Origin of the sequence: Candidatus Symbiopectobacterium sp. NZEC127, assembly GCF_025962675.1 — a bacterium.
In the GTDB taxonomy this organism is placed as follows: Bacteria; Pseudomonadota; Gammaproteobacteria; order Enterobacterales; family Enterobacteriaceae; genus Symbiopectobacterium.
In genome coordinates this window covers 379152-400580 of record NZ_JAGFPG010000003.1, presented here as the reverse complement: position 1 = coordinate 400580, position 21429 = coordinate 379152, and the positions used below count along the sequence as shown (strand labels likewise).

Annotated in this window: 21 protein-coding genes; 10 read left to right on the top strand and 11 right to left on the bottom strand. The window is 54.8% G+C overall.

Annotated features, from left to right (window positions below):
• Window positions 1-24 precede the first annotated feature (24 nt).
• Window positions 25-1071 (bottom strand): type IV pilus twitching motility protein PilT, encoded by a 1047-nt coding sequence (locus tag J5069_RS15195; protein WP_264644671.1) that lies wholly within the window; start codon window positions 1069-1071, stop codon window positions 25-27.
• Between the two features lie 22 nt (window positions 1072-1093).
• Here J5069_RS15195 and J5069_RS15190 point away from each other — a divergent pair, with 22 nt between their 5' ends.
• From J5069_RS15190 to J5069_RS15155, 8 genes are all read left to right on the top strand, one after another.
• Window positions 1094-1804 (top strand): YggS family pyridoxal phosphate-dependent enzyme, encoded by a 711-nt coding sequence (locus J5069_RS15190; RefSeq protein ID WP_264644776.1) that lies wholly within the window; start codon window positions 1094-1096, stop codon window positions 1802-1804.
• 90 nt (window positions 1805-1894) lie between these two features.
• The gene (proC, locus tag J5069_RS15185) at window positions 1895-2716 is read left to right on the top strand and encodes a pyrroline-5-carboxylate reductase (protein ID WP_264644670.1); all 822 of its coding nucleotides are present in this window, start codon (window positions 1895-1897) and stop codon (window positions 2714-2716) included.
• 44 nt (window positions 2717-2760) lie between these two features.
• Window positions 2761-3315 carry a YggT family protein gene (locus J5069_RS15180; protein ID WP_222158092.1) on the top strand — a complete coding sequence of 185 codons (555 nt, stop codon included), beginning with the start codon at window positions 2761-2763 and terminating at the stop codon, window positions 3313-3315.
• Entirely contained in the window at window positions 3312-3605 is a 294-nt protein-coding gene (gene yggU, locus J5069_RS15175; protein WP_264644669.1) for a DUF167 family protein YggU, read from the top strand. The genes J5069_RS15180 and yggU overlap by 4 nt, the downstream gene beginning before the upstream one ends.
• 82 nt (window positions 3606-3687) lie before the next feature.
• Window positions 3688-4293 (top strand): RdgB/HAM1 family non-canonical purine NTP pyrophosphatase, encoded by a 606-nt coding sequence (gene rdgB, locus J5069_RS15170; protein ID WP_264644668.1) that lies wholly within the window; start codon window positions 3688-3690, stop codon window positions 4291-4293.
• A complete protein-coding gene (hemW, locus tag J5069_RS15165; protein WP_264627893.1) occupies window positions 4286-5422 on the top strand; it encodes a radical SAM family heme chaperone HemW in 1137 nt (378 codons plus the stop codon). Before rdgB ends, hemW begins: the two co-directional genes overlap by 8 nt.
• A 151-nt stretch (window positions 5423-5573) precedes the next feature.
• Window positions 5574-6167: a hypothetical protein gene (locus J5069_RS15160; protein WP_264627891.1), complete on the top strand. Its 594-nt coding sequence runs from the start codon at window positions 5574-5576 to the stop codon at window positions 6165-6167.
• A 286-nt stretch (window positions 6168-6453) separates the two neighbouring features.
• Window positions 6454-7047 (top strand): hypothetical protein, encoded by a 594-nt coding sequence (locus J5069_RS15155; RefSeq protein ID WP_264644667.1) that lies wholly within the window; start codon window positions 6454-6456, stop codon window positions 7045-7047.
• Between the two features lie 23 nt (window positions 7048-7070).
• Here J5069_RS15155 and J5069_RS15150 read toward each other — a convergent pair whose 3' ends face one another.
• The 3 genes from J5069_RS15150 to aas are packed head-to-tail and all read right to left on the bottom strand — an operon-like array spanning window position 7071 to window position 10932.
• On the bottom strand, window positions 7071-7526 hold the full coding sequence (locus J5069_RS15150; RefSeq protein ID WP_264644775.1) for a GNAT family N-acetyltransferase: 456 nt from the start codon (window positions 7524-7526) through the stop codon (window positions 7071-7073).
• A gap of 32 nt (window positions 7527-7558) precedes the next feature.
• Entirely contained in the window at window positions 7559-8779 is a 1221-nt protein-coding gene (lplT, locus tag J5069_RS15145) for a lysophospholipid transporter LplT (protein ID WP_264644666.1), read from the bottom strand.
• The gene (aas, locus tag J5069_RS15140) at window positions 8776-10932 is read right to left on the bottom strand and encodes a bifunctional acyl-ACP--phospholipid O-acyltransferase/long-chain-fatty-acid--ACP ligase (protein WP_264644665.1); all 2157 of its coding nucleotides are present in this window, start codon (window positions 10930-10932) and stop codon (window positions 8776-8778) included. The genes lplT and aas overlap by 4 nt, the downstream gene beginning before the upstream one ends.
• A gap of 687 nt (window positions 10933-11619) precedes the next feature.
• Here aas and J5069_RS15135 point away from each other — a divergent pair.
• Complete coding sequence (locus J5069_RS15135) at window positions 11620-13287, top strand: methyl-accepting chemotaxis protein (protein ID WP_264644664.1); 1668 nt, start codon at window positions 11620-11622, stop codon at window positions 13285-13287.
• 155 nt (window positions 13288-13442) lie between these two features.
• On the opposite strand, the gene J5069_RS15130 is transcribed toward J5069_RS15135, so the two are convergent.
• The 5 genes from J5069_RS15130 to J5069_RS15110 form a co-directional block, all read right to left on the bottom strand.
• Complete coding sequence (locus J5069_RS15130) at window positions 13443-13898, bottom strand: GNAT family N-acetyltransferase (RefSeq protein WP_264644663.1); 456 nt, start codon at window positions 13896-13898, stop codon at window positions 13443-13445.
• Window positions 13899-13947: 49 nt separating this feature from the next.
• Window positions 13948-14715, bottom strand: a complete 768-nt coding sequence (locus J5069_RS15125; protein ID WP_264644662.1) for an FCD domain-containing protein — start codon at window positions 14713-14715, stop codon at window positions 13948-13950.
• Window positions 14716-14840: 125 nt separating this feature from the next.
• On the bottom strand, window positions 14841-15158 hold the full coding sequence (locus tag J5069_RS15120) for a PTS sugar transporter subunit IIB (RefSeq protein WP_264624717.1): 318 nt from the start codon (window positions 15156-15158) through the stop codon (window positions 14841-14843).
• Window positions 15159-15176: 18 nt separating this feature from the next.
• Window positions 15177-16613 (bottom strand): glycoside hydrolase family 1 protein, encoded by a 1437-nt coding sequence (locus tag J5069_RS15115; protein WP_264644661.1) that lies wholly within the window; start codon window positions 16611-16613, stop codon window positions 15177-15179.
• 20 nt (window positions 16614-16633) lie between these two features.
• The gene (locus J5069_RS15110; protein ID WP_264644660.1) at window positions 16634-17980 is read right to left on the bottom strand and encodes a PTS sugar transporter subunit IIC; all 1347 of its coding nucleotides are present in this window, start codon (window positions 17978-17980) and stop codon (window positions 16634-16636) included.
• Window positions 17981-18193: 213 nt separating this feature from the next.
• On the opposite strand from J5069_RS15110, the gene J5069_RS15105 reads away from it, so the two are divergent.
• Complete coding sequence (locus J5069_RS15105) at window positions 18194-18514, top strand: PTS lactose/cellobiose transporter subunit IIA (RefSeq protein WP_264644659.1); 321 nt, start codon at window positions 18194-18196, stop codon at window positions 18512-18514.
• A 21-nt stretch (window positions 18515-18535) separates the two neighbouring features.
• Here J5069_RS15105 and J5069_RS15100 read toward each other — a convergent pair whose 3' ends face one another.
• Window positions 18536-19690, bottom strand: coding sequence for a CdaR family transcriptional regulator (locus tag J5069_RS15100; RefSeq protein ID WP_264644658.1), 1155 nt, complete (start codon window positions 19688-19690; stop codon window positions 18536-18538).
• Between the two features lie 294 nt (window positions 19691-19984).
• Window positions 19985-21427: a pyruvate kinase gene (pyk, locus tag J5069_RS15095; RefSeq protein ID WP_264644657.1), complete on the bottom strand. Its 1443-nt coding sequence runs from the start codon at window positions 21425-21427 to the stop codon at window positions 19985-19987.
• Between the last annotated feature and the right edge of the window lie 2 nt (window positions 21428-21429).

The following is a 21429-nucleotide window of genomic DNA, read 5'->3' as shown; positions in this document are numbered from 1 at the left end:
TCGCGGGGCTTTTTTCAGCGTTGTTTACTGCGCCGTGTGTGGCGTAAAGGCCTGCTCCGCATCCGGTGGCAACAATCCCGCGTTCCAGCGCTGCTGCCAGCTGTGCGCAAAGGTTTGCATCCCGCTTTGGCCGCCCATTTGCAACAGGCCAGGCAGTTGATGGCTTTTCCCCTCACGAATCAGGTTGGCTACCGCCGTATTTGCCAGCAACACTTCATACAGGGCAACGCGCCCGCCACCGCGTCGTAGCACCAGTTGCTGCGCCACCACACCTTGCAGACACAGCGCCAGTTGGCTGCGCACAAAATCCTTCTCCTGTGCGGAAAACACATCCAGCAGACGTTCTACCGCCTGTGCGGCACCGCGCGTATGCAGCGTCGCCAACACCAAGTGCCCGGTTTCTGCCGCCGTTAACGCCAAGCGAATGGTTTCGCCGTCGCGTAATTCCCCCAGCAGGATCACATCAGGATCTTCACGCAGCGCGCCGCGCAAGCCGTGGGCAAACGACGGGCAGTGCACGCCGATTTCACGCTGTTGAATCAGGCCGCGATTTGCGGAAAGCGCGGAGGAGTAGACAAATTCAATAGGGTCTTCCAAGGTAATAATATGACAAGCCCGCTGCTGCCTGAGCGCATTCACCATCGCTACCAATGTGGTGGATTTTCCACTGCCGGTTGCGCCTGTCACCAGAACCAACCCGGCGGGTCGCGTTATTAACGATGAAAGAATTGGCGGCGCATGCAGTGTTTCCAACGCGTGCGCCGTTGTTGCAATGGTGCGCAACGCAACGGAAAGCCCGGCATGCTGGCGAAACAGATGCGCGCGCAGCCGAATGCCGTCGGGTGTGGTCAACGCGCCATCCGCCTGCCCCTCGGTGTGTAATTGCTGGCGCTGAAGGGCCGTCATCCAACTTTCGCCCCAACGTTCCAGTTGCGCAGCGCTGCAACAGGCGCTGGCCTGTACCGGTTGTAGCTCGCCATCAATACGCCACATCGGCGGATATCCGCTACACAGGTGCAGATCGGAGGCATTCTGTTTTACACTACAGGTTATCCACTCATTGATATCCATAGATCCCATCCTTAGCATGACCATGAACCCGATTGAGCAGAATCTACAGAACGTCAGAGAGAAGATCGCCACCGCCGCCACCGCATGTGGACGCGACCCGCACGCGGTGACCTTGCTTGCCGTCAGTAAAACCAAACCTGTGGCGGCGATCGAAGAAGCGATTGCCTGCGGGCAGCGAGGTTTTGGGGAAAATTATGTACAGGAAGGCGTGGACAAGGTGCTTTATTTCCGTGAGGCCCTGCCTCAGGTGGAATTACAATGGCACTTTATCGGACCACTGCAATCCAATAAGAGCCGCCTGGTTGCCGAACATTTTGACTGGTGCCACACCGTCGATCGCCCTAAAATCGCCCAACGCCTGAGCGAACAGCGTCCGGCGGCGTTAGCGCCGTTGAACGTATTATTACAAGTGAATATCAGCGGTGAGGCCAGCAAATCGGGGATTGCACCGGCAGATCTTCCTGCCTTGGCCGCCAGCGTCGCGGCACTGCCGCATCTGACACTGCGGGGTCTGATGGCGATTCCGGCACCGGAAAGCGACTACGCACAGCAGTTAGCGGTATTTCAATCGATGAATGACCTGTTTGCGCAGTTAAAATTGCATTATCCTCAGGTGGATACCCTCTCCATGGGGATGACGGATGATATGAGCGCCGCGATTGCGGCAGGCAGCACACTGGTACGTATCGGCACCGCCATTTTCGGCGCGCGTGATTATCATCAGCATGGGTAAGCCTTAGCATGTATAAGCCTCAGCGTGGATAATCCCCGTCGGGGCTGAACCCTGCTACTGGCCGGTTGACGAAAACGAGAGAACATAAAGATGCAACACCGCAAGCTTACCTTTATTGGTGCCGGAAACATGGCGCAGGCCATTATCGCAGGGCTGGTTAACGGCGGTTATCCCGCCGATCGTATCCTCGTCTGTGCTCCGAGCGCCGCACGCCGGGATGCGCTGGCCCAGCGCTATGGCGTTATCAGCAGCGACGACAATCTGGCGGGCGCGCAGGACGCCGATGTCGTGGTGCTGGCGGTGAAACCGCAACTGATGGCAAGCGTGTGCGAGCCGCTGCGCGGCATACTGAACGTGCCGGGCAAGTTGGTGCTGTCCATTGCGGCTGGCGTCAGCGTGGCGCGTTTTCAAGCGCTGTTAGGAGAGCCGTTAACGCTGGTACGCATTATGCCGAACACACCGTCGCTGGTGGGTAAAGGCATGAGCGGCCTTTATGCACCCGCCAACGTATCGGCGGAGGATCGTGCCTTTAGCGCTGCGCTGATGCAAAGCGTGGGTAAAGTATGCTGGGTTGAGCAAGAGAGCGGCATTAACGGCGTTATCGCCGCCGCAGGCAGCGCACCGGCCTACTTTTTCCTGTTTATGGAAGCGATGCAGCAAGAGGCGATTCGCCAGGGATTTACACCGGAAAGCGCGCGCCAGTTGGTGCAGCAGGCCGCACTGGGTGCAGCCGCACTGGTCGAAGCCAGCCCGGACACGCCGCTTGCGACGCTGCGTGAGAATGTGACGTCCAAAGGCGGCACCACCGCAGAGGCTCTGCGGGTGTTTAACGAACGCCAACTGACACAAACTGTCGCCGATGCCATGCAGGCTGCCGTGCATCGCGCACAGGAAATGGAAAAACTGTTTTAACGCACCGTTATTCTCTATATAGCTGATAAGGAATCGATGTTTCTATGCTAACCCTGACGTTTCTGGTCAAGACACTGGTCGACCTGTATGTAATGGTGCTGCTGTTACGCATTTGGATGCAATGGTCACGCAGTGATTTTTATAACCCGCTGTCGCAATTCGTAGTAAAAATCACGCAGCCTATCGTCAGGCCGCTGCGCCGTATTCTGCCTGCACTCGGCCCTATTGATAGCGCATCGCTGCTGTTGGCGTTTCTGCTGACCACGCTGAAATACCCGCTGCTGATGCTTATTCAGGTAGGCGCTTTCGCGATAAGCCCGGTGAACCTGCTGGTGGGTTTGTTGGCCCTGCTAAAATCCGCGGGCTATCTGGTGTTCTGGGTGGTGATCATCCGTGCGCTGATGAGTTGGGTAAGTCAGGGACGCAGCCCGGTAGATTACCTGCTGTTCCAGCTCACCGAGCCCTTTATGGCACCGATTCGCCGTATTATTCCGGCCATGGGCGGTATCGATTTCTCGGCGATGGCAGTGATTTTGATCCTGTATCTCCTGAACTACCTCGGCATGGATCTGTTCCCGGAATTCTGGTTCCTGCTGTGAGTGCTATCGCTCTGCTGCCCGACGGGTTGGTCATTCGGCTCTATATTCAGCCGAAGGCCAGCCGTGACCAGATAGTTGGCCTGCACGGTGATGAGCTGAAAGTCGCCATCACGGCACCGCCGGTCGATGGTCAGGCCAACGCGCATTTGGTCAAATACCTTGCCAAGCAGTTCCGGGTGGCTAAAGGCGCGGTGAGCATTGAAAAAGGCGAGCTGGGCCGCCATAAACAGATTAGAATTGCTAACCCGCAGCACATTCCTACGGAAATCGCCGCATTGATCTCGCAGTAACCCACCGCAGGGTGCTGCGCATCGCAACAGATAACCCCCCGCCATTCCCTACGATGGCATTAACAGAATGCAGGACACACGCATGGATACCACGAGGCAAAACGTCGTTTTAGCCACCGGCAACCCCGGGAAAGTTCGCGAACTCGCCGATCTGCTGGCGGATTTTGGTATGAATATCGTCGCACAAACCGAGCTGGGCGTTGATTCTGCCGAAGAGACCGGGCTGACCTTTATCGAAAATGCACTGCTCAAAGCGCGCCACGCGGCACAGATCACCGGGTTGCCTGCGGTTGCTGATGACTCAGGTCTTGCGGTTGATGCGTTGGGCGGCGCGCCGGGCATTTATTCCGCGCGCTACGCCGGGGTTGACGCCAGCGATCAAGCCAATCTGGACAAACTGCTCGATGCCATCAAGGATGTGCCTGACGAACAACGCGGTGCCAGCTTCCACTGCGTGCTGGTCTACCTGCGCCACGCCGATGATCCGACGCCGCTGGTCTGCCACGGCCGTTGGCAGGGCGTGCTGACGCGTGCAGCAGTGGGTGAAGGCGGCTTCGGCTATGATCCTATCTTCTACGTGCCGGGCGCCGGCAAAACCGCCGCAGAAATGACGCGCGATGAGAAAAATGCGCTGTCGCACCGTGGTCAGGCGCTGCGTTTGCTGCTGGATGCGCTGCGTCATGCATAAACTACCGCCGCTCAGCCTTTACATTCACATTCCCTGGTGTGTGCAAAAATGCCCGTACTGCGATTTTAACTCCCACGCTCTCAAGGGCGAGGTGCCGCATCAGGAATATGTGGATCACTTATTGGCCGATCTGGATGCGGATCTGCCACTGAGCGGCAACCGGGCTCTCAGTTCAATCTTTATTGGCGGCGGCACGCCCAGCCTGCTGAGCGCTGAAGGCATGCAGGCGCTGCTCGATGGCGTGCGCGCCCGTCTGCCGCTTAGCGCTGATGCCGAGATCACCATGGAAGCCAACCCCGGCACGGTAGAAGCCGATCGCTTCAGCGGCTACCAGCGCGCGGGAATTAATCGTATTTCGATTGGCGTGCAAAGCTTCAGTCCGGAAAAACTGACGCGTCTCGGGCGCATCCACGGCCCGGAAGAGGCCAAGCGGGCCGCGCATCTGGCGGCCGGTCTTGGACTGCGCAGTTTCAATCTGGACCTGATGCACGGCCTGCCAGATCAGACGCTGGAAGAAGCGCTGGACGATTTGCGTCAGGCGATAGCACTCAATCCACCGCATCTGTCGTGGTATCAATTGACGATTGAGCCGAATACCCTGTTCGGTTCGCGCCCGCCGGTGCTGCCCGATGATGACGCGCTGTGGGATATTTTCGCGCAGGGACATGCGCTGCTCACGGCCGCAGGCTATCAGCAGTATGAAACCTCTGCCTACGCCAAACCCGGCTATCAATGTCAGCACAACCTCAACTATTGGCGTTTTGGCGATTATCTGGGGATAGGGTGTGGCGCGCATGGCAAGATCACCCGTGATGACGGAAGTATTCTGAGAACCGTCAAAACCCGCCATCCGCGCGGCTATATGCGCGGCACTTACCTGGACCAGCGCAATGCGGTGCAAGCGGAAGATCTGCCGTTCGAATTCTTTATGAACCGCTTCCGACTGCTGGAACCCGCGCCGCGCAGTGAGTTCAGTGGCTACACCGGCCTGGCAGAAAGCGTGGTGCGCCCACAAATAGACTGGGCGGTGGCGCAAGGTTACCTGACGGAAACCGCTACTCACTGGCAGGTTACCGAACACGGCAAGCTGTTTTTAAATTCTTTGCTGGAAGGTTTTTTGGCGGAATAACCTCTACCGTATTAAGAACACAGGTGACCGGTGAGATAACATTTATCGACACCTGTCATCGCCAGAAAGGAATAATGCCTGTTTTTTTATTGTGAGCGCCCTCTTGAGATGATAATTTCACGCCCCTGCACGGCACTGAAGGACATTATCAATGATCTTAAAAATTTACTCACCACCAATCATCAACGTAAATACCACAGATCAAGCAACCAGGAAATCCGCACCTGAAAATAGCCTCTATAGATCTATCAGCTTTACCGAAAACTCGAGCAATGACATCAAAACAAAAGCAAAAGAAATATCAATAAAGTATGACCTCCTTGTCGACGATGTTTTATGTAATACACCGGGCGTCCAGAAAAATCAGAGGGAGCGCCTTCGTAATATCGGATTTGCCGTCACAGCATTAGAGCAGGTTACCAAAAAAATTTCGCCCGTTACCGAGAAAAACCCAACGTTGGGTTTCGCTTTTACAGAGAAAATAAAAAACATCTGCGAAGCGCTCCCCGTCGATAGAAAAAGAAACTTCACGCATGATGATGCTTATCTTTTGCGTGGAAGTAACTTTATTTCTGAGTTTCTTGCATCACAGGAAACATCAGTCGACAAGATAAGTTATGCGCAATTGTTGCATCTCGGGGAAAAAATGAGAAAAAACAGCACTAACCCCACCGCTATTAACGACACATCAATGAATAAATTCTTAACCGTTTGGGAACTTCGTAATGAATTAGCGCAATACTAGAGTTGATTATCTTATCTACGTCAGCTTACCTGCATCACAACAACACAGGTAAGCATATCAAAAAAAACGTTTATTTAGTATTGACCACGAGGACTGCCCACGGAGCACCGATTTCAGTTCAGTAAACATGGCACTATGCCCAAACTTTACCCCGTAGATTAATCAATATTAAATAAAACGCTAACACCCATGGCCGTTCATATTTTATACGTTTAATATCGTACAACGTTCAATATCTCACACTATTTCCCTCAATGGTACTTGAATAAATATAAGGATCATATTTATGTTCGGAACAATTCAACCAACCACATCATCAAATGGATGTCATGGCCTGGATACAGATAAAACCGCCAAAAAAGGTCATTTGCTTTTGGATTCGTGCCATGCCATAACCAATGTCCCCTTGGAACTTAACATCAGGGAAATGGAAACGCGGTTGTTCCAGATGGCAATAAAGAATAATTATATAAAAGACATACCCTCTTTAAAAGAAAGCATCCTACAAAATGATCGGTTACACTCACTCGGCATGGCGGTGACCACCGTTGCCAACATTGATATGATTAACAATGCCTATCCTCACCAAAAAATAACAGTGGATATGCAGACAGCAAAAATCGTCAACGAAATATGTGACAACACGCCAAGGGATAAAGCCATTGATATTGGTAAAGACAGTGCCATCAATAATCGAGGAAAAGCATTTATTTCTGGTTTCATTGCTGAATCATCGCCTATTGATGTGACACATTACGCACAGGCTCTGGATATTGGTTATCGCAGTCAGTTTAACGATATTGATCCTGTAATGATTGATCAATTTACGGGCTTATGGAAAATTCGTTTAGAAACATCAAAGCCCGTAGATATTCATTGATATTGTGCTCGCAGAAAAGAAGTTTAATGCGGCGATTGCATATCAATGTGGGGGATCCCATCCTCATCGTACACTTCACTGCAAGGCGTAAAGCCAAAGCTGCCGTAAAAGTGCTGTAAGTGGGCCTGCGCCGAGAGGAATTGCGGCTTGTCAGCCCAGTGACGCGCGCAAACCGCCAGTACATGCTCCATCAGCAGGTGTCCCACATGCTGCCCGCGCGCGCTGGGTGCAACGATAACGCGCCCAATCTTCACGCTGTCTTTTGCCGTCTTGGGGGCCAGCAACCGAGCGTAGGCCACCATTTTTCCTTGATGATACGCGGCCACATGGCGATGGCTGTCCACCAGATCTTGTCCGTCAATATCCTGATACGGGCAGTTCTGCTCAACCACAAACACCTGATTGCGTAACGCCAGAATGTCATACAGCGCATACAGATTCAGATCCTTGGCACACCAATCGTGCCAAATCAGGTTCATTTTCATTTCCTGTGCCATTACCGCCATGTTATCTATTCCTTCGCCCCACCGATTAAACGTCGCGCACGCGCCGTCGTCACCCACAGCACCACAATACTTAAGGCAAATAATACGCCAAACCCAACGCCAATGCCGAGCACCGGAACCCCCAGTTTCACCACCAGCGAGTAGAGGCCGAGCATCAGCAGCATCGCGGTGTTTTCACCCAAATTTTGTACCGCAATAGCGTTACCGGCCCCGACGCTGATACGTCCACGTTCCTGCAACAGCGCATTAAGCGGCACGATAAAAAAGCCCCCCAGCGCGCCGATAATCACCAACAGGCCATAGGCGCCAATCAAATTGGTCTGCAAGGTAAAAAAGACCACCGCGACGCCGATCAGCACCCCGGCAGGCAGGCAACGGCGCACGGTTTTCAGCGTAATCAATTTGGCCGCCAGCGCCGCACCTAACACAATCCCCACCGCCACCATGGCATTGAGTAGCGTCGGCGTAGCGTTATCGGTAATACCGAGCGCCAGTGGCACCCACAGCACCAGCAGGAAGCGCAGCGTCACGCCTGCGCCCCAAAACAGGCTGGTGCCAATCAAAGAAAGTCTGGCATCACCGTCACGCCACAGCGTGATCGCCGCGGAGAAGAAGCCTTGCGCCATGCGCTTCGGGTGCCAGGAGGTGCCCGGTCGCGCCGCGTTCAGGCGTGGGATCATCAGGTTCGCCGCCAGCGCAATGCCATAGGCCAACGCACAGGCACCCAACGCCAGATACAGATTCCAGTCAGCCAACACACCGCCAGCGACCGAACCAATGAGAATGGCCGCAATGGTCGAGGCTTCCATCAGTCCGTTGGCTTTCACCAACTGATCGCCGTGGGTGATCTCGCCGAGAATGCCGTATTTGGCCGGTGAGTAAGCCGCCGCCCCGACGCCAACCAACGCGTAGCCCAGAAAGGGATTGCCTCCCACGCAGATTGCCAGGGCTCCTAACAACTTCAAGGCGTTGGCGAACATCATCACCCGCCCTTTGGCAAAGCTGTCGGCCACTTGCCCGACAAAAGGGGCCAGTACGATATAGGCCGCCACAAATCCCATTTGCAGCACCGGCTGGCTCCATTCGGGATAGAGCAACGATTTGATCAGCGCCAGCGTGGCAAACAGCAGCGCATTATCACCAAACGCAGAGAAAAACTGCGCAACGATGACCGCATTCATGCTGCGCGACAGCAGCGGCGGCATGGCACCTTCCGGCGTACTCATTCTGCGCCCTCCGGTTGCTCTGCCATCTGGCGCAGCGTGACGAAATCCGGCTTGCCGCTGCCCAGCAGAGGCAGCGCTTTCAGCACGCGAATATCACGCGGTACCGCCAGTTCCGGCACGCCGCTGCTGCGCGCCTGCGCCAGCAAACGCTCACGCGTCAGCGTACTGTCAGTGGTAAACAGCACCAGCGCTTCCCCTTTGCTGCTGTCGCTTTTCGCGCTGGCAGCGTGTTGTTTATCCGCAGAGACTTGCTGCGCCAACTGCTCCACGCTCTCCAGCGACACCATTTCTCCGGCCAGCTTGGCAAAGCGCTTCACCCGGCCCACGATGGTACAAAAGCCCTGCGCATCCAAATCGACAATATCACCGGTGTCATACCATCCCTCTTGCCGCTCGCCGTCGGCGTTTTCCGCCACCGGGCGCTCCAGCACGCCGGGATTTTCTACCCGCAGATATCCCTTCATCACATTGGGGCCACGCAATTGCAACCGACCACCGCGTTCGATGCCCGGCACCGGAATCAACCGGGATTCAATCTCTGGCAGCAAGCGCCCTACGGTATGCACCTTTGCGGCCATCGGAACGTTAATCGCCACCACCGGCGCACATTCGGTAACGCCATAGCCTTCAAGGATGCGGATACCGAATTTATCCTGCCAGACGTTACGCACGTTCTCAGACAGCTTCTCAGCGCCGGCAACCACGTAGCGTAAGCGAGCAAAATCATAAGGATGCGCCACGCGCGCGTAGTGTCCAAGGAAGGTGGAGGTGCCAAACAGCACGGTACAATTCTGATCGTAAACCAGCTCAGGAACGATGCGGTAATGCAGCGGACTGGGGTAAAGGAAAACGCGCGCGCCGGTCAGCAGCGGCGTAAACAATCCCACGGTCAAGCCAAAGGCATGGAACAGCGGCAGCGCCGACATAAAGCGATCGCGCGGGGTAAAATCCGCCACGGTGCGAATCTGCTCGACGTTCGCCAACAGGCTGGTGTGAGAGTGCACCACGCCTTTCGGGTTGCCTTCGGAGCCGGAGGTGAACAGGATCATCGCGGCATCGTCTGGCTGATGCGGCACCATGGCGCGCACCGGAAACAGCAGGTGGAATAAAATCCACGCTTTGTCGGCCAGGGTCACCGTACCCTTCAAATCTTCCAGATACACCCAGTTGGCCTCTTTCACCTGCTCCGGCAGGTGGGTCAGTTTCCCTTTTTCCAGAAACTGACGCGAGGTGACGATGGTTTTGATTTCCGCCGCCAGCATGGCGCTCTTAATCCCTTTTGCCCCCGCCGTGTAGTTCAGCATGGCAGGCACGCGAGCGCGCAGCGAGGCACCAAGAATGGCCGCCGCCGTCACCGTAGCATTGGGCAGCAGCAGGCCGACGTGCTCTTTCTCCCGGGTAAAACGTTGCAGGATGCGGCCAACGCCGAGGGATTTTTTCAGCAGCCCTTGATAACTGTCTTCACTGAAGGCGATATCCGCGATGGACGGCGAGCTGTAGCCATAGCGCTGACAGGCACAGAGAAATGCCTGATACAGCGTCTGGCGCGGGCGCGTTTCCATACGCGCAGCCATCATGATGCGGTGCAGGTGCTCACCCGCCAGCTCGCGCCGTTCGCGCGCGCTGCCCGCTACCGGCATCGGTAATGTGGTCGGCGGCAAATAAGAGAGGGTAACCTGAGGGAAAAGGCGCTGCTTAAACGTACCTTTAAGGCGACCAAACGGGCTGAACGCAATGCCTTCAATGCGCACCGGCACCAGCGTAGCGCCCGATTTTGCCGCGACAAAGGCAGCACCGCTGTAGATTTTCATCAGGGAGCCGGTCACGGTGATACGCCCTTCGGGAAACACCACCACCGGGCGGCCCTGCTCAATCACTTTGATAAGCCCTTTGATCGCCAACGGTTTGGTGGGATCGAGTGGCACAAAATCGATATAGGGTTTCAGGAAACGCATAAACCAGCGATCGCTGATGCTGGAATAGACAGCAAACACCGGCTTAATCGGCAAAAACAGCGCCAACAGCACACCGTCTAAAAATGACTGGTGATTTGGCGTAATCAGCAGTTTTGATTGTTTAAATACCGCACTATCGCCTTCAATCCGTACGCGATACAGGCGCTGGAACAGCCAACGCAGCAGGGTGTATATCATTCCTTCTCCCATAGTCAGGCCATCAGCGTGCCGGAAGCAGGCTGGCCCTTCACAGTTAAACGACCACATAAAAACGGCGGGACATTCAAACTACTATAGCTAGCAGACGAGTGTCAGGGCAACAGTGCCACACGCATGATGCAGAAATAACGAGAGAAAATGGGAAAGGCGGGGAGCAAACGACAGGCAAAAAAAAACCTACGCATCCGCGTAGGTTGGTGCAATTTCATGGTTCAATGTACTTCTGCGATTCACTCGACAGAGTCCATCGATTTACCACCAATCAATACCTCTGGGATGGACTACTCTAGAGACTCACCCTTGATGAGGCCAGTGGACAATCGCAAGAGTTCTGCTCTAAGTGCAACCAACTGTAAATTTCTGCCGAGTCATGTAAAGTCAGCCTCCCATATTGTGATAAAAATCCCCTTCCGGCCTGAAACGTGATCTACATCTCACGCTGAGCGGCCCTGCTTGCCGATAGCTATTTAGCGTTGCTCGGTGGATTTCTGGATGCAGTTGTCCTCGTCAGGGAAAACAGCACTGCATTTTACAGGAACAAATAACCACACAAATAACGTGTATTTAGGCGCTTTTTTCAACGGAATTGTTTCCCACTCACGCGCTACTATCAATCACGCTTGCATCGGGCAAGTTTACGAAATCGTATAAAGGTTATGGAAAATAATGAAGAATTATAAGATTGGCACCAGGCTTGCTGGGGGATTCGGCTTGCTGATCCTTTTTTCTCTGGTCATGTTGGTCTCCGGGGTATACCAACTGAAACAAATCTCAAGCAGTACCGCATGGATGATGCAGGCACCGTTGCAGAAAGAGCGTCTGGCCGCAGACTGGCACGGCGCGCTGGTGGCAGGCGTACAGCGTAGTATGGCCGTTGCGATGAGTGACGATCCGGCGCTGGCAAAACTGTTCGAGGCGGAGAATGTCGCCGCGAGCAAAGAGAGCACCAAACGTCAGGATGCCTTTGCCAGCCTGATTTCCACGCCCGAAGAGAAAGCCCTGTTCGATAAGCTCGGGGAATTCCGTCAGCGCTATCTGGATAAACGTAACGCCATCACCGCCGCCAAAAAGGCCGGTAATATGGAACAGGCCAAGCAACTGTTCGAAAATGAATTTATGTCCGCATCGCGCGGCTATCTGGCTAGCGTAGAGGCGTTGAGCGAGCACCAACGCAGTGCTATCGATGAGATGGGGAAAGCCATCGACAGCAGCGCACGCAATGGCTATCTGTTTCTCGGGGTTATCGGTCTGCTGATTGCCGTGATCGGCGTGCTGATTGCCTGGGTATTAACGCGCAGTATTGTGCATCCGTTAGAGCGTGCCGTGCAGGCGACACAAGCGGTAGCCGATGGCGACTTAACCCATGACGTCCGACCGGAAGGGCGCGATGAAGCCGCGCAACTGCTGCACGCCCTGCACAACATGACCCAGCGTCTGCGTAACATCGTGGGTGAAGTGCGTGAAGGGTCTGAATCGATTGCCGGGGCGTCGGGGCAACTGGCGGCGGGCAATATCGATCTCTCCAGCCGTACCGAAGAGCAAGCCAGTGCGTTGCAAGAGACGGCAGCGTCCATTGAACAACTGGCCTCCACCGTGCGTCAAAACGCCGACAACGCCAAACAGGCTAACCACCTGGCGCAATCCACCGCCGGTCAGGCACAAGCGGGTGGGCAGTTGGTGACGGACGTGGTGAAAACCATGGGCGCTATCGATGCATCATCGAAAAAAATCGTTGATATCATTGGCGTGATTGACAGCATCGCCTTCCAAACCAACATTCTGGCACTGAACGCAGCGGTAGAAGCGGCCCGCGCCGGTGAACAGGGTCGCGGTTTTGCCGTGGTTGCCAGCGAAGTGCGTAATCTGGCGCAGCGCAGTGCCGGTGCCGCCAAAGAGATCAAGGAACTGATCGACCATTCCGTACAAACGGTGGAAGCCGGTAATCGTCTGGTGGAACAGGCGGGCGAATCGATTGTCGGGATCGTTAACGGTGTGCGGCAGGTGAGCGATCTGGTTGGTGAAATCAGCTCCGCCAGTCAGGAACAAACCCTGGGGATTGAGCAGGTGAACGTGGCCGTTAACCAGATGGAAACCACCACCCATCAGAACGCCGCGCTGGTGAATGAGGCTTCGGCGGCAACGCAGTCGCTGCAACAGCAGGCGGCACAGTTGGCGCGTACTGTCAGCATTTTCCGCCTGAGCAACCGGGAAACCAACGCCGCGTTAGCGGCTAAACCGCTGCCTGCGGCGGCACCGAGTGCACTTCTGCTCAAGCCAGCGCTCGGCGTCAGCAAACCTGGTGCAGACAAAGAAGGCGATTGGACATCGTTCTGATGTGATGCATGGCTCAGCTCGCCTCTCGGGGCGAGCTCAGACTGATAACAAAACCTATCCCCCCTCGTCGTCCTCGGCGTAGGCCGGGGACCTCTGACAGAAGAACTGCGTTTATTCTGTAGGAGATTCCCGCGTGCGCGGGAATGACAGGGGGTTTACACCAACGCCTGATGATAGAGCCGTACCGGTTTGGCCGGGTATTCCAAACCATCACCGATATAGTGCCAGCCCATTTTCTCGTAGTAGCCGCTAAAGGTGGCATACAGATAGAGGGATGAAAAACCGGCGTGAAGACTATAGGTCAACACGTGCTGTTGCAACGCTTTACCCAGTCCCCTATCCCGATAGTTTTCATCAATATAGAGCGCTGCCAGCCACGGAGAGAGATCCTGGCGACTTTGCAGATCGCACAGCCACAGCCCTACGGTGCCCACCAGTTTCCCGTCATCCAGCGCGATAAAGGTCAGGGGCAATCCTTCTTGCCGCATACTGCTTTGTACAATACTGGCGAAAAATTCACGGCCATTGTGGCGATCAAACGCCTGCCACAGCCAGTCCGTTACCTGCACCTGATGGTGCGGATGGGAGGCTAAAGGAACAATTTCAACCATAACCCTGCAATCCTGATACGGGCGCAACGCGAGCACCCACTATAAATAGTCAGACCAGTTTTCCCTGAAAAATCGGCACTGAATCAAAAAGATAACCATCAAATTCTGGCGCATCCGCATCGGATATCGCCATCAGCGTGCTTTTGACGTTTTCCAGATGCTCCCACATCGCCTGATAAGCACCCGGTACGTCGCGTCGGCGCAGCGCCGCCAGAATGGTCTGGTGATCTGCCAGCCATTTCAGACGATAACCGTGTTTGCCAACGTGAACATAAAGCTGTTGCCACAGGGGATTGTCGTCACGGCAGGTCCAGATATGACTGACCGATTCCAGCAGCATCTGGTTTTGCGTCGCCCCGGCAATTTGCAGGTGAAACAGTTTGTCGTAATCACTGCGGTAGTCGTTTGCCGCGATCGCCGCCTGCTCTTTTTCCAACGTCACACGCAGGTTTTCAATATCGGCACGGGTTGCCATGCGCGCGGCAAACGCCGCAATGTTACTCTCCAGCAGTTGGCGCGCCTGCAACATTTCAAAGGCACCAATGCGGTGATGCGCCTGGCTCTCTTCGGTTTCCTCATCAGGGATGCAGAGCACGTAGACGCCCGATCCCTGACGAATATCGACGGTGCCTTCCAGTTCCAACATCAGCAGCGCTTCACGCACAATGGTGCGGCTAACGCCGTAGGTTTCAGCAATGTTTCTTTCCGGCGGCAGGCGCGACCCGACCGGGAATTTTCCCTGCTGGATTTTCACGCGCAGATCGCTGCCGATCTCCTGATACTGTTTCTTTTCTTGCAGAACCACATCTTTCGCCACACTTTCACCCTAGCTACCGCAGCCCAACAGATAACGCGCACGTTGACCGGATGCCACCGTGCCAAACCACGACAACACGCCGGTTAACAACAACGCGCGGCACGCCGCGCGTCAGGATATTGCGGCTAGTTTACCAAACTCAGCGCCTGATCGAGCACTTTGGCACCATTTAATGTGCCATAGGCGACGGAGTCGATCACGGCAATTGGCACCTGATAGCTGTCAGTCAACTTTTGATTTTCTGCCAGTTTGAAGCGAACCTGCGGCCCCAGCAATACCGCGATGATATCCTGACCGTAATCTTGCAGTTCCTCACGCAGATTTTGTTCAGGAATGGCGTAAATTTTCAGCTCCAAGCCGCGCGCCGTCGCTTCTTTCTCCATTTTTGTCACCACCAGCGAGGTGGACATGCCCGCCGAGCAGGCCAATACGATACGTTTCATGGCAAATCTCCTTGGGTGTTATTTGTCTTCATCATCCAACATCAGGTTGAGCGTGCGCGTGTCGCGCAGTTGCCGGAACCACCCTGCCGAGGCTTTGGGTCGGCGCGCCCGCTCCTGCTCAAGATCGATTTCGATCAGGCCATAGCGATTTTTAAACGCATTCATCGGGGAGACGTTATCGGTAAAGGCCCACAGCATATAGCCCTGACAGTTTGCCCCCTCTTCGCGCGCTTTCAGCGTCCAGTAGAGGTGTTCGGCAATAAAATCGATACGGTAGTGATCCTGAATCACGCCGTCGCTGTTTTTAAAGCGCGCCTCGTTCTCCACCCCCATGCCGTTTTCCGCCACAAACCAGGGAATATTGCCGTATTCCTTGGTCATGCGCTGCGCCATGTCATAAATGATTTTGGGCTGAATTTCCCACCCTCGGGAGGGGTTCATGCGGCGTCCCGGCAAGGCAAAATGCTCATAGTAGTAGGCGGGATGAAACGGGGTATCGGGATGCCATGCCCGCTCTGGCGCTTTCACCCGGTGTGGGAAATAAAGGTTGATGCCCAGTTCATCCACCCGATTATCCCGGATGACCGCCAGCTCATCATCGTTATAGTCCCATTGCACCTGGTGTTTTTCCAGCAGCGCCAGCAGCTCCGCCGGATATTCGCCCTTCACCGCCGGATCGAGAAACACGCGGTTGAAGAACAGATCGTACAGGCGCGCCGCCTCAACGTCGTGCGCGGCGTGGGAGCGCGGGTAGGTCACTTCCGGGTTGAGAATGGTGCCGATACGCCCACCGTCCCGATGGTGGCCGTTGGCTCGAAAGCAGGCGATGACTTTCGCTGTAGCCAGATTTTTGTGATGATTCCACTGCATCCAGGTGCCGGTGTTCTGCTCATACGGATAACGCTCAGCGTCCAGATAGACACGGGTTTGCACCACAATCGGCTCATTAAACACAAACCAGCGCTTCACCTTGTGTGCATAACGGGCAAACACCGCTTGCGCATAGGTGACAAACCACTCCACCACCTGCTTCGATGCCCAGCCCTGATACTTCTCCATCAGAATAGCGGGCAGCTCGTAGTGTTCCAGACACAGCATTGGGGTAATCCCCTGCCGCAGCAGTTCATCGATCACGCTATCCACATAGGCGGCATAGGTTTCATCGACGATGCCCTGCTCATAATCGAGCATAAAGCGCGACCAGTTGATCGAGGTGCGGTAGTGCGTCAATCCGCACTGTTTCATCAGCGCAATGTCTTCGCGATAGCGGTGATAAAACTCGGTGGCACGCGCCGGACCATAACCGTTATGCCACACCTGACGATCCTGCTTGTACCACAGGTCCAGATAGGAATCCTGCCCGGCGCGCTTTCCGCTCCACCCTTCGGTTTGCCAGGCGGATGCCGCGGCCCCCAGAATAAAATCCTTGGGAATGGTGACAGTGACGTTACTCATTGTTCAGCTCCTCACTCTGGTTATTTGCCCGCCGCGTTAGCCTGCTGTGCCGCCTGCTCCGCTTCCCGCTGCGCCAGATCGGCACGGCGCGACGCCACCTGCACAAAGGGCAGATAGATCAGGGTGGCAGTCAGAATGCACACCAACTGAGTGACTACCGCGCCCATGGAACCGGCGGTAGAGAGCCAAGCGTTGATGATGGGCGGCGTGGTCCAGGGCACCATCACCACCGCTTTGCCGGCAAAGCCCATGCTGGTGGCAAAGTAACCGATGGTGCCGGTGACTAACGGCGTGATGATAAAGGGAATCGCCAGGATCGGATTCAGCATGATCGGCATACCAAAAATCACCGGCTCATTGATATTAAACACGCAGGGACCAAAGGAGATCTTGGCGATCTCTTTCATTTCCCGCCGTTTAGAGGCAATCATCACCGCCAGCAAAAGTCCGATGGTCAGGCCGGAACCCCCTATACTCATATAGACGTCCCAAAACGGCATGGTGATGATATTGGGGATCTCCTGCCCTTGCTCAAACGCAGTCATGTTAACCGCGATCGCCCCCAGCAGCAGCGGTTCGCGGATCGGTTTGATCATCTGGTTACCGTGGATACCGATAACCCAGAACAGTTGCGCGACGAACATCAGCACCAGCAGTCCCGGCAGACTCTGCACCACCGATTCCAGCGGCTGCTGCACCACTTTGTAAATGGCGTCATACAGGTGCATACCGGTAATGGCGTGGAAGGTGAAACCGAGGGTGGCAATAAACGTCACGGTGATGATGCCGGGGAGCAACGCCGAAAACGATGCCGCGACGTTAGGCGGCACGCTGTCCGGCATTTTGATGCGCAACCGGTCTATTTTTTCCAGCTTGCTGTAGATCTCCACCGAGAGGATGGCGATAAACATGCCGAGAAACAGACTTTTGGTATCTGAGAACTGCCGCGCCAGCACGTCTTTTACCGGTACCGTTTGCCCATTAACCACGATATCGATGGTGGTGGGCGTGATCGAAATCAGGCAGATCACCGCCAGCAGACCGGGGAAAAGGCTGCGTGAGCCGTTAATGCGCCCCAGTTCGATCCCGATCAGAAACACCGCACCAATGGTCAGAAAATTGAGCGTCGCGTAGTTGATCCCGCTCATGATGGGCTTGAGCGGTGCCAAAAAAGAAAACATCGCGAAACTGGCCAAACCGTTTTTCGGATCGAGCACCATGTTGGAGATCAGCACGGAAAAGGCACCGACGATAATCACGGGCATCAGGGTAATAAACGAGGCCTTGATGGCCATAATATAACGCAGGCTATTGAACTTATTGGCAAAAGAACCCAATGCGTCAATCACTTGGTCCTTGAATGACATAACAGCACCTCATCACAATGGTTGTGTAGTGCGGGACAGTGCCCCAGATAGCCGTTACGCGCAGAATGCATACCGCTCATCGCGCATGTGCGTTTGGCATACCAAAATTCGACCAATATGCGTTATTTTTCTGTGACAATACTCCCATAAACCAATATTGGAATTCCAATATGATGATCCATGCAACATTTGGCATACCATAAGGGGATAGAAATGACGATCGAGATGGAAACCACCGTGATGGAGTTGATCATCAATGCCGGAGAAGCGCGCTCACAGGCCATGATGGCTATTCAGGCAGCACGCCAGAAGAAGTGGGAACTCGCCACTGCGTCATTAGCCGCGTCGCAGGAGGCCGTGCGAGCCGCGCATCTGATCCAGACGCAGTTGATTGGGGAAGATGAGGGGCAAGGAAAGATTCCGGTCAACCTGATCCTGGTACACGCCCAGGATCATTTGATGACGGCGATGCTGTGTCGCGATCTGGCTGAAGAGATTGTGCTGCTGCGTCAAGAAGTCGCCGGTGCCGCCTGAGCGGCATAGCGTTACGCGGCGCTAGTCTTGATCCAGCTGTGCGGCCACGTAGAGCAGAAAACGATCCTCAAAATTCGCCAGATTCAGCCCGGTCAGTTCAGCAATGCGCCGCAGGCGGTATTCGAGGGTATTTTTGTGAATAAACAGCGCTTTGGCTGTTTCACCGGCCTGCTGGTTATGGCGAAACCAGGTATGCAGTGTTTTTCGAAACACCCCGTTGCCGTCGTTGGCTTTTAGCCGCTGCAACGGGCTTACCAGTTCTGCCGCTTGCCAGCCATCGCGCAGGCTATCGAGCAGTACTGGCAGCTTGATGTCCTGATAGCAGAAGCAGTGCACGTCCGGCATCCGCTGTTTGCCTACGCTGATGGTGGTTTTCGCCGTGTGGTAAGAGCGCACCACGCCCCCTTCCTGCGGGAAAAAGTTACCCAGCGCCAGGCGTACTTTAAGCGGGCTGCCCTGTTGCAAGCGCTGATAAAGCTGTACCATGCGACGCTTGTGCTCTTCGGGCTCCCAACGTTCGGCGTGCAGATAAGCGGGTTTCAGCACCACCATTTCGGTGAGTGAAACTATCGCCATCAGGTCATCTTTACCGGTTTCCATCAGCAGCGATTGCAACTGCTGCAATTCACTCATCGCGGTACTGACACCGAGCTGCCCGCTGTCCAACTCCACCACCATGGCGACGCGCGGCAATGTCAGATCGACCCCCAAACGCTGCGCCCACTCTTGCATGGTGGAAGAGTAGTTGTCATTGCGCACCATGCTCAACACCAGCTCTTCACGCAAACGGCTGTTTTGCGCCAGCAGTTGCAGCAAATGCGCTTGTTCCAGCATCATTTCCGCTGTCATGCACACCAGTTCGCCAAATTGCAGCAGCCCATCGGGATCGCCGGTCAGGCCAATCACGCCGACGATGTGGTTATTTAACCGCAGCGGCAGGTTCAGGCCGGGCCTGACACCGTGCAGCGTATGCATAGAGGCATCATCAATCGATACCACTCGCTGTTGACTGAGCGCCAATAGCGCCCCTTCGTGAATTTCACCAATACGTTCGCGATCGCCGCTGCCAATAATACGGCCTCTGGCATCCATGACGTTGATATTACAGTCAATAATTTTCATGGTGCGTTCAACGATCGAATAAGCTAATTTCGCGTCGAAATCATAATCTGTCATTTACTATTCCCCTGGTGCAGCGCAAAAATATTTCGCCAGCAGGAAATACCCCACGGGAAAATACGCCACATCAATAACCACTGCTTTTTGTAATTTAATAAAGTTATTTAGACTAACCCGATTATTATAAAGGGAAAGGCGAATACCTTTATTTCATAACGTGCCTTGTCTTTTATTCCTGTTTAAAAATAAAGACTTCAACAGCGATAAAAAAATAAATCATGAATTTCGGTACGGGAAATTAGTGCGATACATCGCCGCCATAGCCCACAGACGGCGATGATCGTCACGTACTTATTCCACGACGCAAATACGACAGGTATTGGTGCTGCCAATTTGCCCGACGCTGTCGCCCTGCGTCAGAATGACGCTGTCACCGGTCGCAATCGCACCGCGTGCTTTCAGCAGTGCGATGGCATCCTGCGCCGCGCCCAGCCCTTCGGCACGGCCGTTAAACGGCAGAGGCGTAACGCCGCGATACAGTGCGACCTGATTCAACGTTTCGGCATGACGCGATAGCGCATAAATCGGTAAACGGGAGCTAATGCGAGACATCATGCGGGCAGTACGGCCCGACTCCGTCATCGCAATCACGGCTTTGACGCCCTGCAAGTGGTTAGCCGCATACATTGCTGACATCGACGCCATCTCTTCAACGTTGGTAAACTGCACGTCGAGGCGGTGTTTCGAGGTGGTAATGCTCGGGCTGCGTTCCGCGCCGAGACACACGTTCGCCATCGCCGCTACCGCTTGCGCCGGATAGCTGCCTGCGGCGGTTTCAGCCGATAGCATCACGGCATCGGTGCCGTCCAGCACCGCATTGGCGACGTCCATCACCTCAGCACGCGTCGGCATCGGGCTGGAAATCATCGATTCCATCATTTGCGTCGCGGTGATCACCACGCGGTTCAACTGGCGCGAGCGCTGAATCAGGCGTTTCTGAACACCCACCAGCGCGGCGTCACCAATTTCTACGCCCAAATCGCCGCGCGCCACCATGATGACGTCCGCAGCCAGGATCATGTCATCCATGTTTTCTGGCGTGGCAACGGTTTCCGCGCGCTCTACCTTGGCAACAATGGCGGCCTGACAGCCCGCTTCGCGCGCCAAGCGACGCGCATAGCGTAAATCGTCCCCGGTGCGTGGAAACGACACCGCCAGAAAATCTACCTTCATTCTGGCTGCCAGCAGAATATCTGCCTTGTCTTTTTCCGTCAGCGCTTCGGCTGAAAGCCCGCCGCCGAGCTTGTTGACGCCTTTGTTATTGGAGAGGGTTCCGCCCACGGTGACAGCCGTGATGATTTTTTCGCCGTCAATGCGCACCACGCGCAGTTGAATACGGCCATCGTCCAGCAGCAGAATATCGCCCGGCACCACATCACGCGGTAGCGCCTTATAATCGATACCCACCTGGGTATTATCGCCCAGTCCTTTTTCCAATAAGGCATCCAGAATAAAGCTATCTCCGACATGCAGAAATACTTTACCTTCTTTAAAGGTTGATACCCGAATTTTCGGCCCTTGCAGATCGCCCAAAATAGCCACTGATTTACCCAAACGTTGGGCAATAGCGCGAACCTGTTCCGCACGAGCAATATGATCATCTGCCGCACCGTGCGAGAAATTAAAACGGACTACGTTGGCACCCGCACTTATTATTTTTTCCAGGTTATTATCGCGATCGGTTGCCGGACCGAGAGTCGCAACAATCTTGGTGCGCCGAAGTGTTTCAGTCATTT

Bases quoted from the DNA above. Each gene is read 5' to 3' on its own strand.
- J5069_RS15195 (WP_264644671.1), bottom strand. From the start codon at position 1,071: ATGGATATCAATGAGTGGATAACCTGTAGTGTAAAACAGAATGCCTCC.
- J5069_RS15190 (WP_264644776.1), top strand. From the start codon at position 1,094: ATGAACCCGATTGAGCAGAATCTACAGAACGTCAGAGAGAAGATCGCC.
- proC (WP_264644670.1), top strand. From the start codon at position 1,895: ATGCAACACCGCAAGCTTACCTTTATTGGTGCCGGAAACATGGCGCAG.
- J5069_RS15180 (WP_222158092.1), top strand. From the start codon at position 2,761: ATGCTAACCCTGACGTTTCTGGTCAAGACACTGGTCGACCTGTATGTA.
- rdgB (WP_264644668.1), top strand. From the start codon at position 3,688: ATGGATACCACGAGGCAAAACGTCGTTTTAGCCACCGGCAACCCCGGG.
- hemW (WP_264627893.1), top strand. From the start codon at position 4,286: ATGCATAAACTACCGCCGCTCAGCCTTTACATTCACATTCCCTGGTGT.
- J5069_RS15160 (WP_264627891.1), top strand. From the start codon at position 5,574: ATGATCTTAAAAATTTACTCACCACCAATCATCAACGTAAATACCACA.
- J5069_RS15155 (WP_264644667.1), top strand. From the start codon at position 6,454: ATGTTCGGAACAATTCAACCAACCACATCATCAAATGGATGTCATGGC.
- J5069_RS15150 (WP_264644775.1), bottom strand. From the start codon at position 7,526: ATGAACCTGATTTGGCACGATTGGTGTGCCAAGGATCTGAATCTGTAT.
- lplT (WP_264644666.1), bottom strand. From the start codon at position 8,779: ATGAGTACGCCGGAAGGTGCCATGCCGCCGCTGCTGTCGCGCAGCATG.
- aas (WP_264644665.1), bottom strand. From the start codon at position 10,932: ATGATATACACCCTGCTGCGTTGGCTGTTCCAGCGCCTGTATCGCGTA.
- J5069_RS15135 (WP_264644664.1), top strand. From the start codon at position 11,620: ATGAAGAATTATAAGATTGGCACCAGGCTTGCTGGGGGATTCGGCTTG.
- J5069_RS15130 (WP_264644663.1), bottom strand. From the start codon at position 13,898: ATGGTTGAAATTGTTCCTTTAGCCTCCCATCCGCACCATCAGGTGCAG.
- J5069_RS15120 (WP_264624717.1), bottom strand. From the start codon at position 15,158: ATGAAACGTATCGTATTGGCCTGCTCGGCGGGCATGTCCACCTCGCTG.
- J5069_RS15115 (WP_264644661.1), bottom strand. From the start codon at position 16,613: ATGAGTAACGTCACTGTCACCATTCCCAAGGATTTTATTCTGGGGGCC.
- J5069_RS15110 (WP_264644660.1), bottom strand. From the start codon at position 17,980: ATGTCATTCAAGGACCAAGTGATTGACGCATTGGGTTCTTTTGCCAAT.
- J5069_RS15105 (WP_264644659.1), top strand. From the start codon at position 18,194: ATGACGATCGAGATGGAAACCACCGTGATGGAGTTGATCATCAATGCC.
- J5069_RS15100 (WP_264644658.1), bottom strand. From the start codon at position 19,690: ATGACAGATTATGATTTCGACGCGAAATTAGCTTATTCGATCGTTGAA.
- pyk (WP_264644657.1), bottom strand. From the start codon at position 21,427: ATGACTGAAACACTTCGGCGCACCAAGATTGTTGCGACTCTCGGTCCG.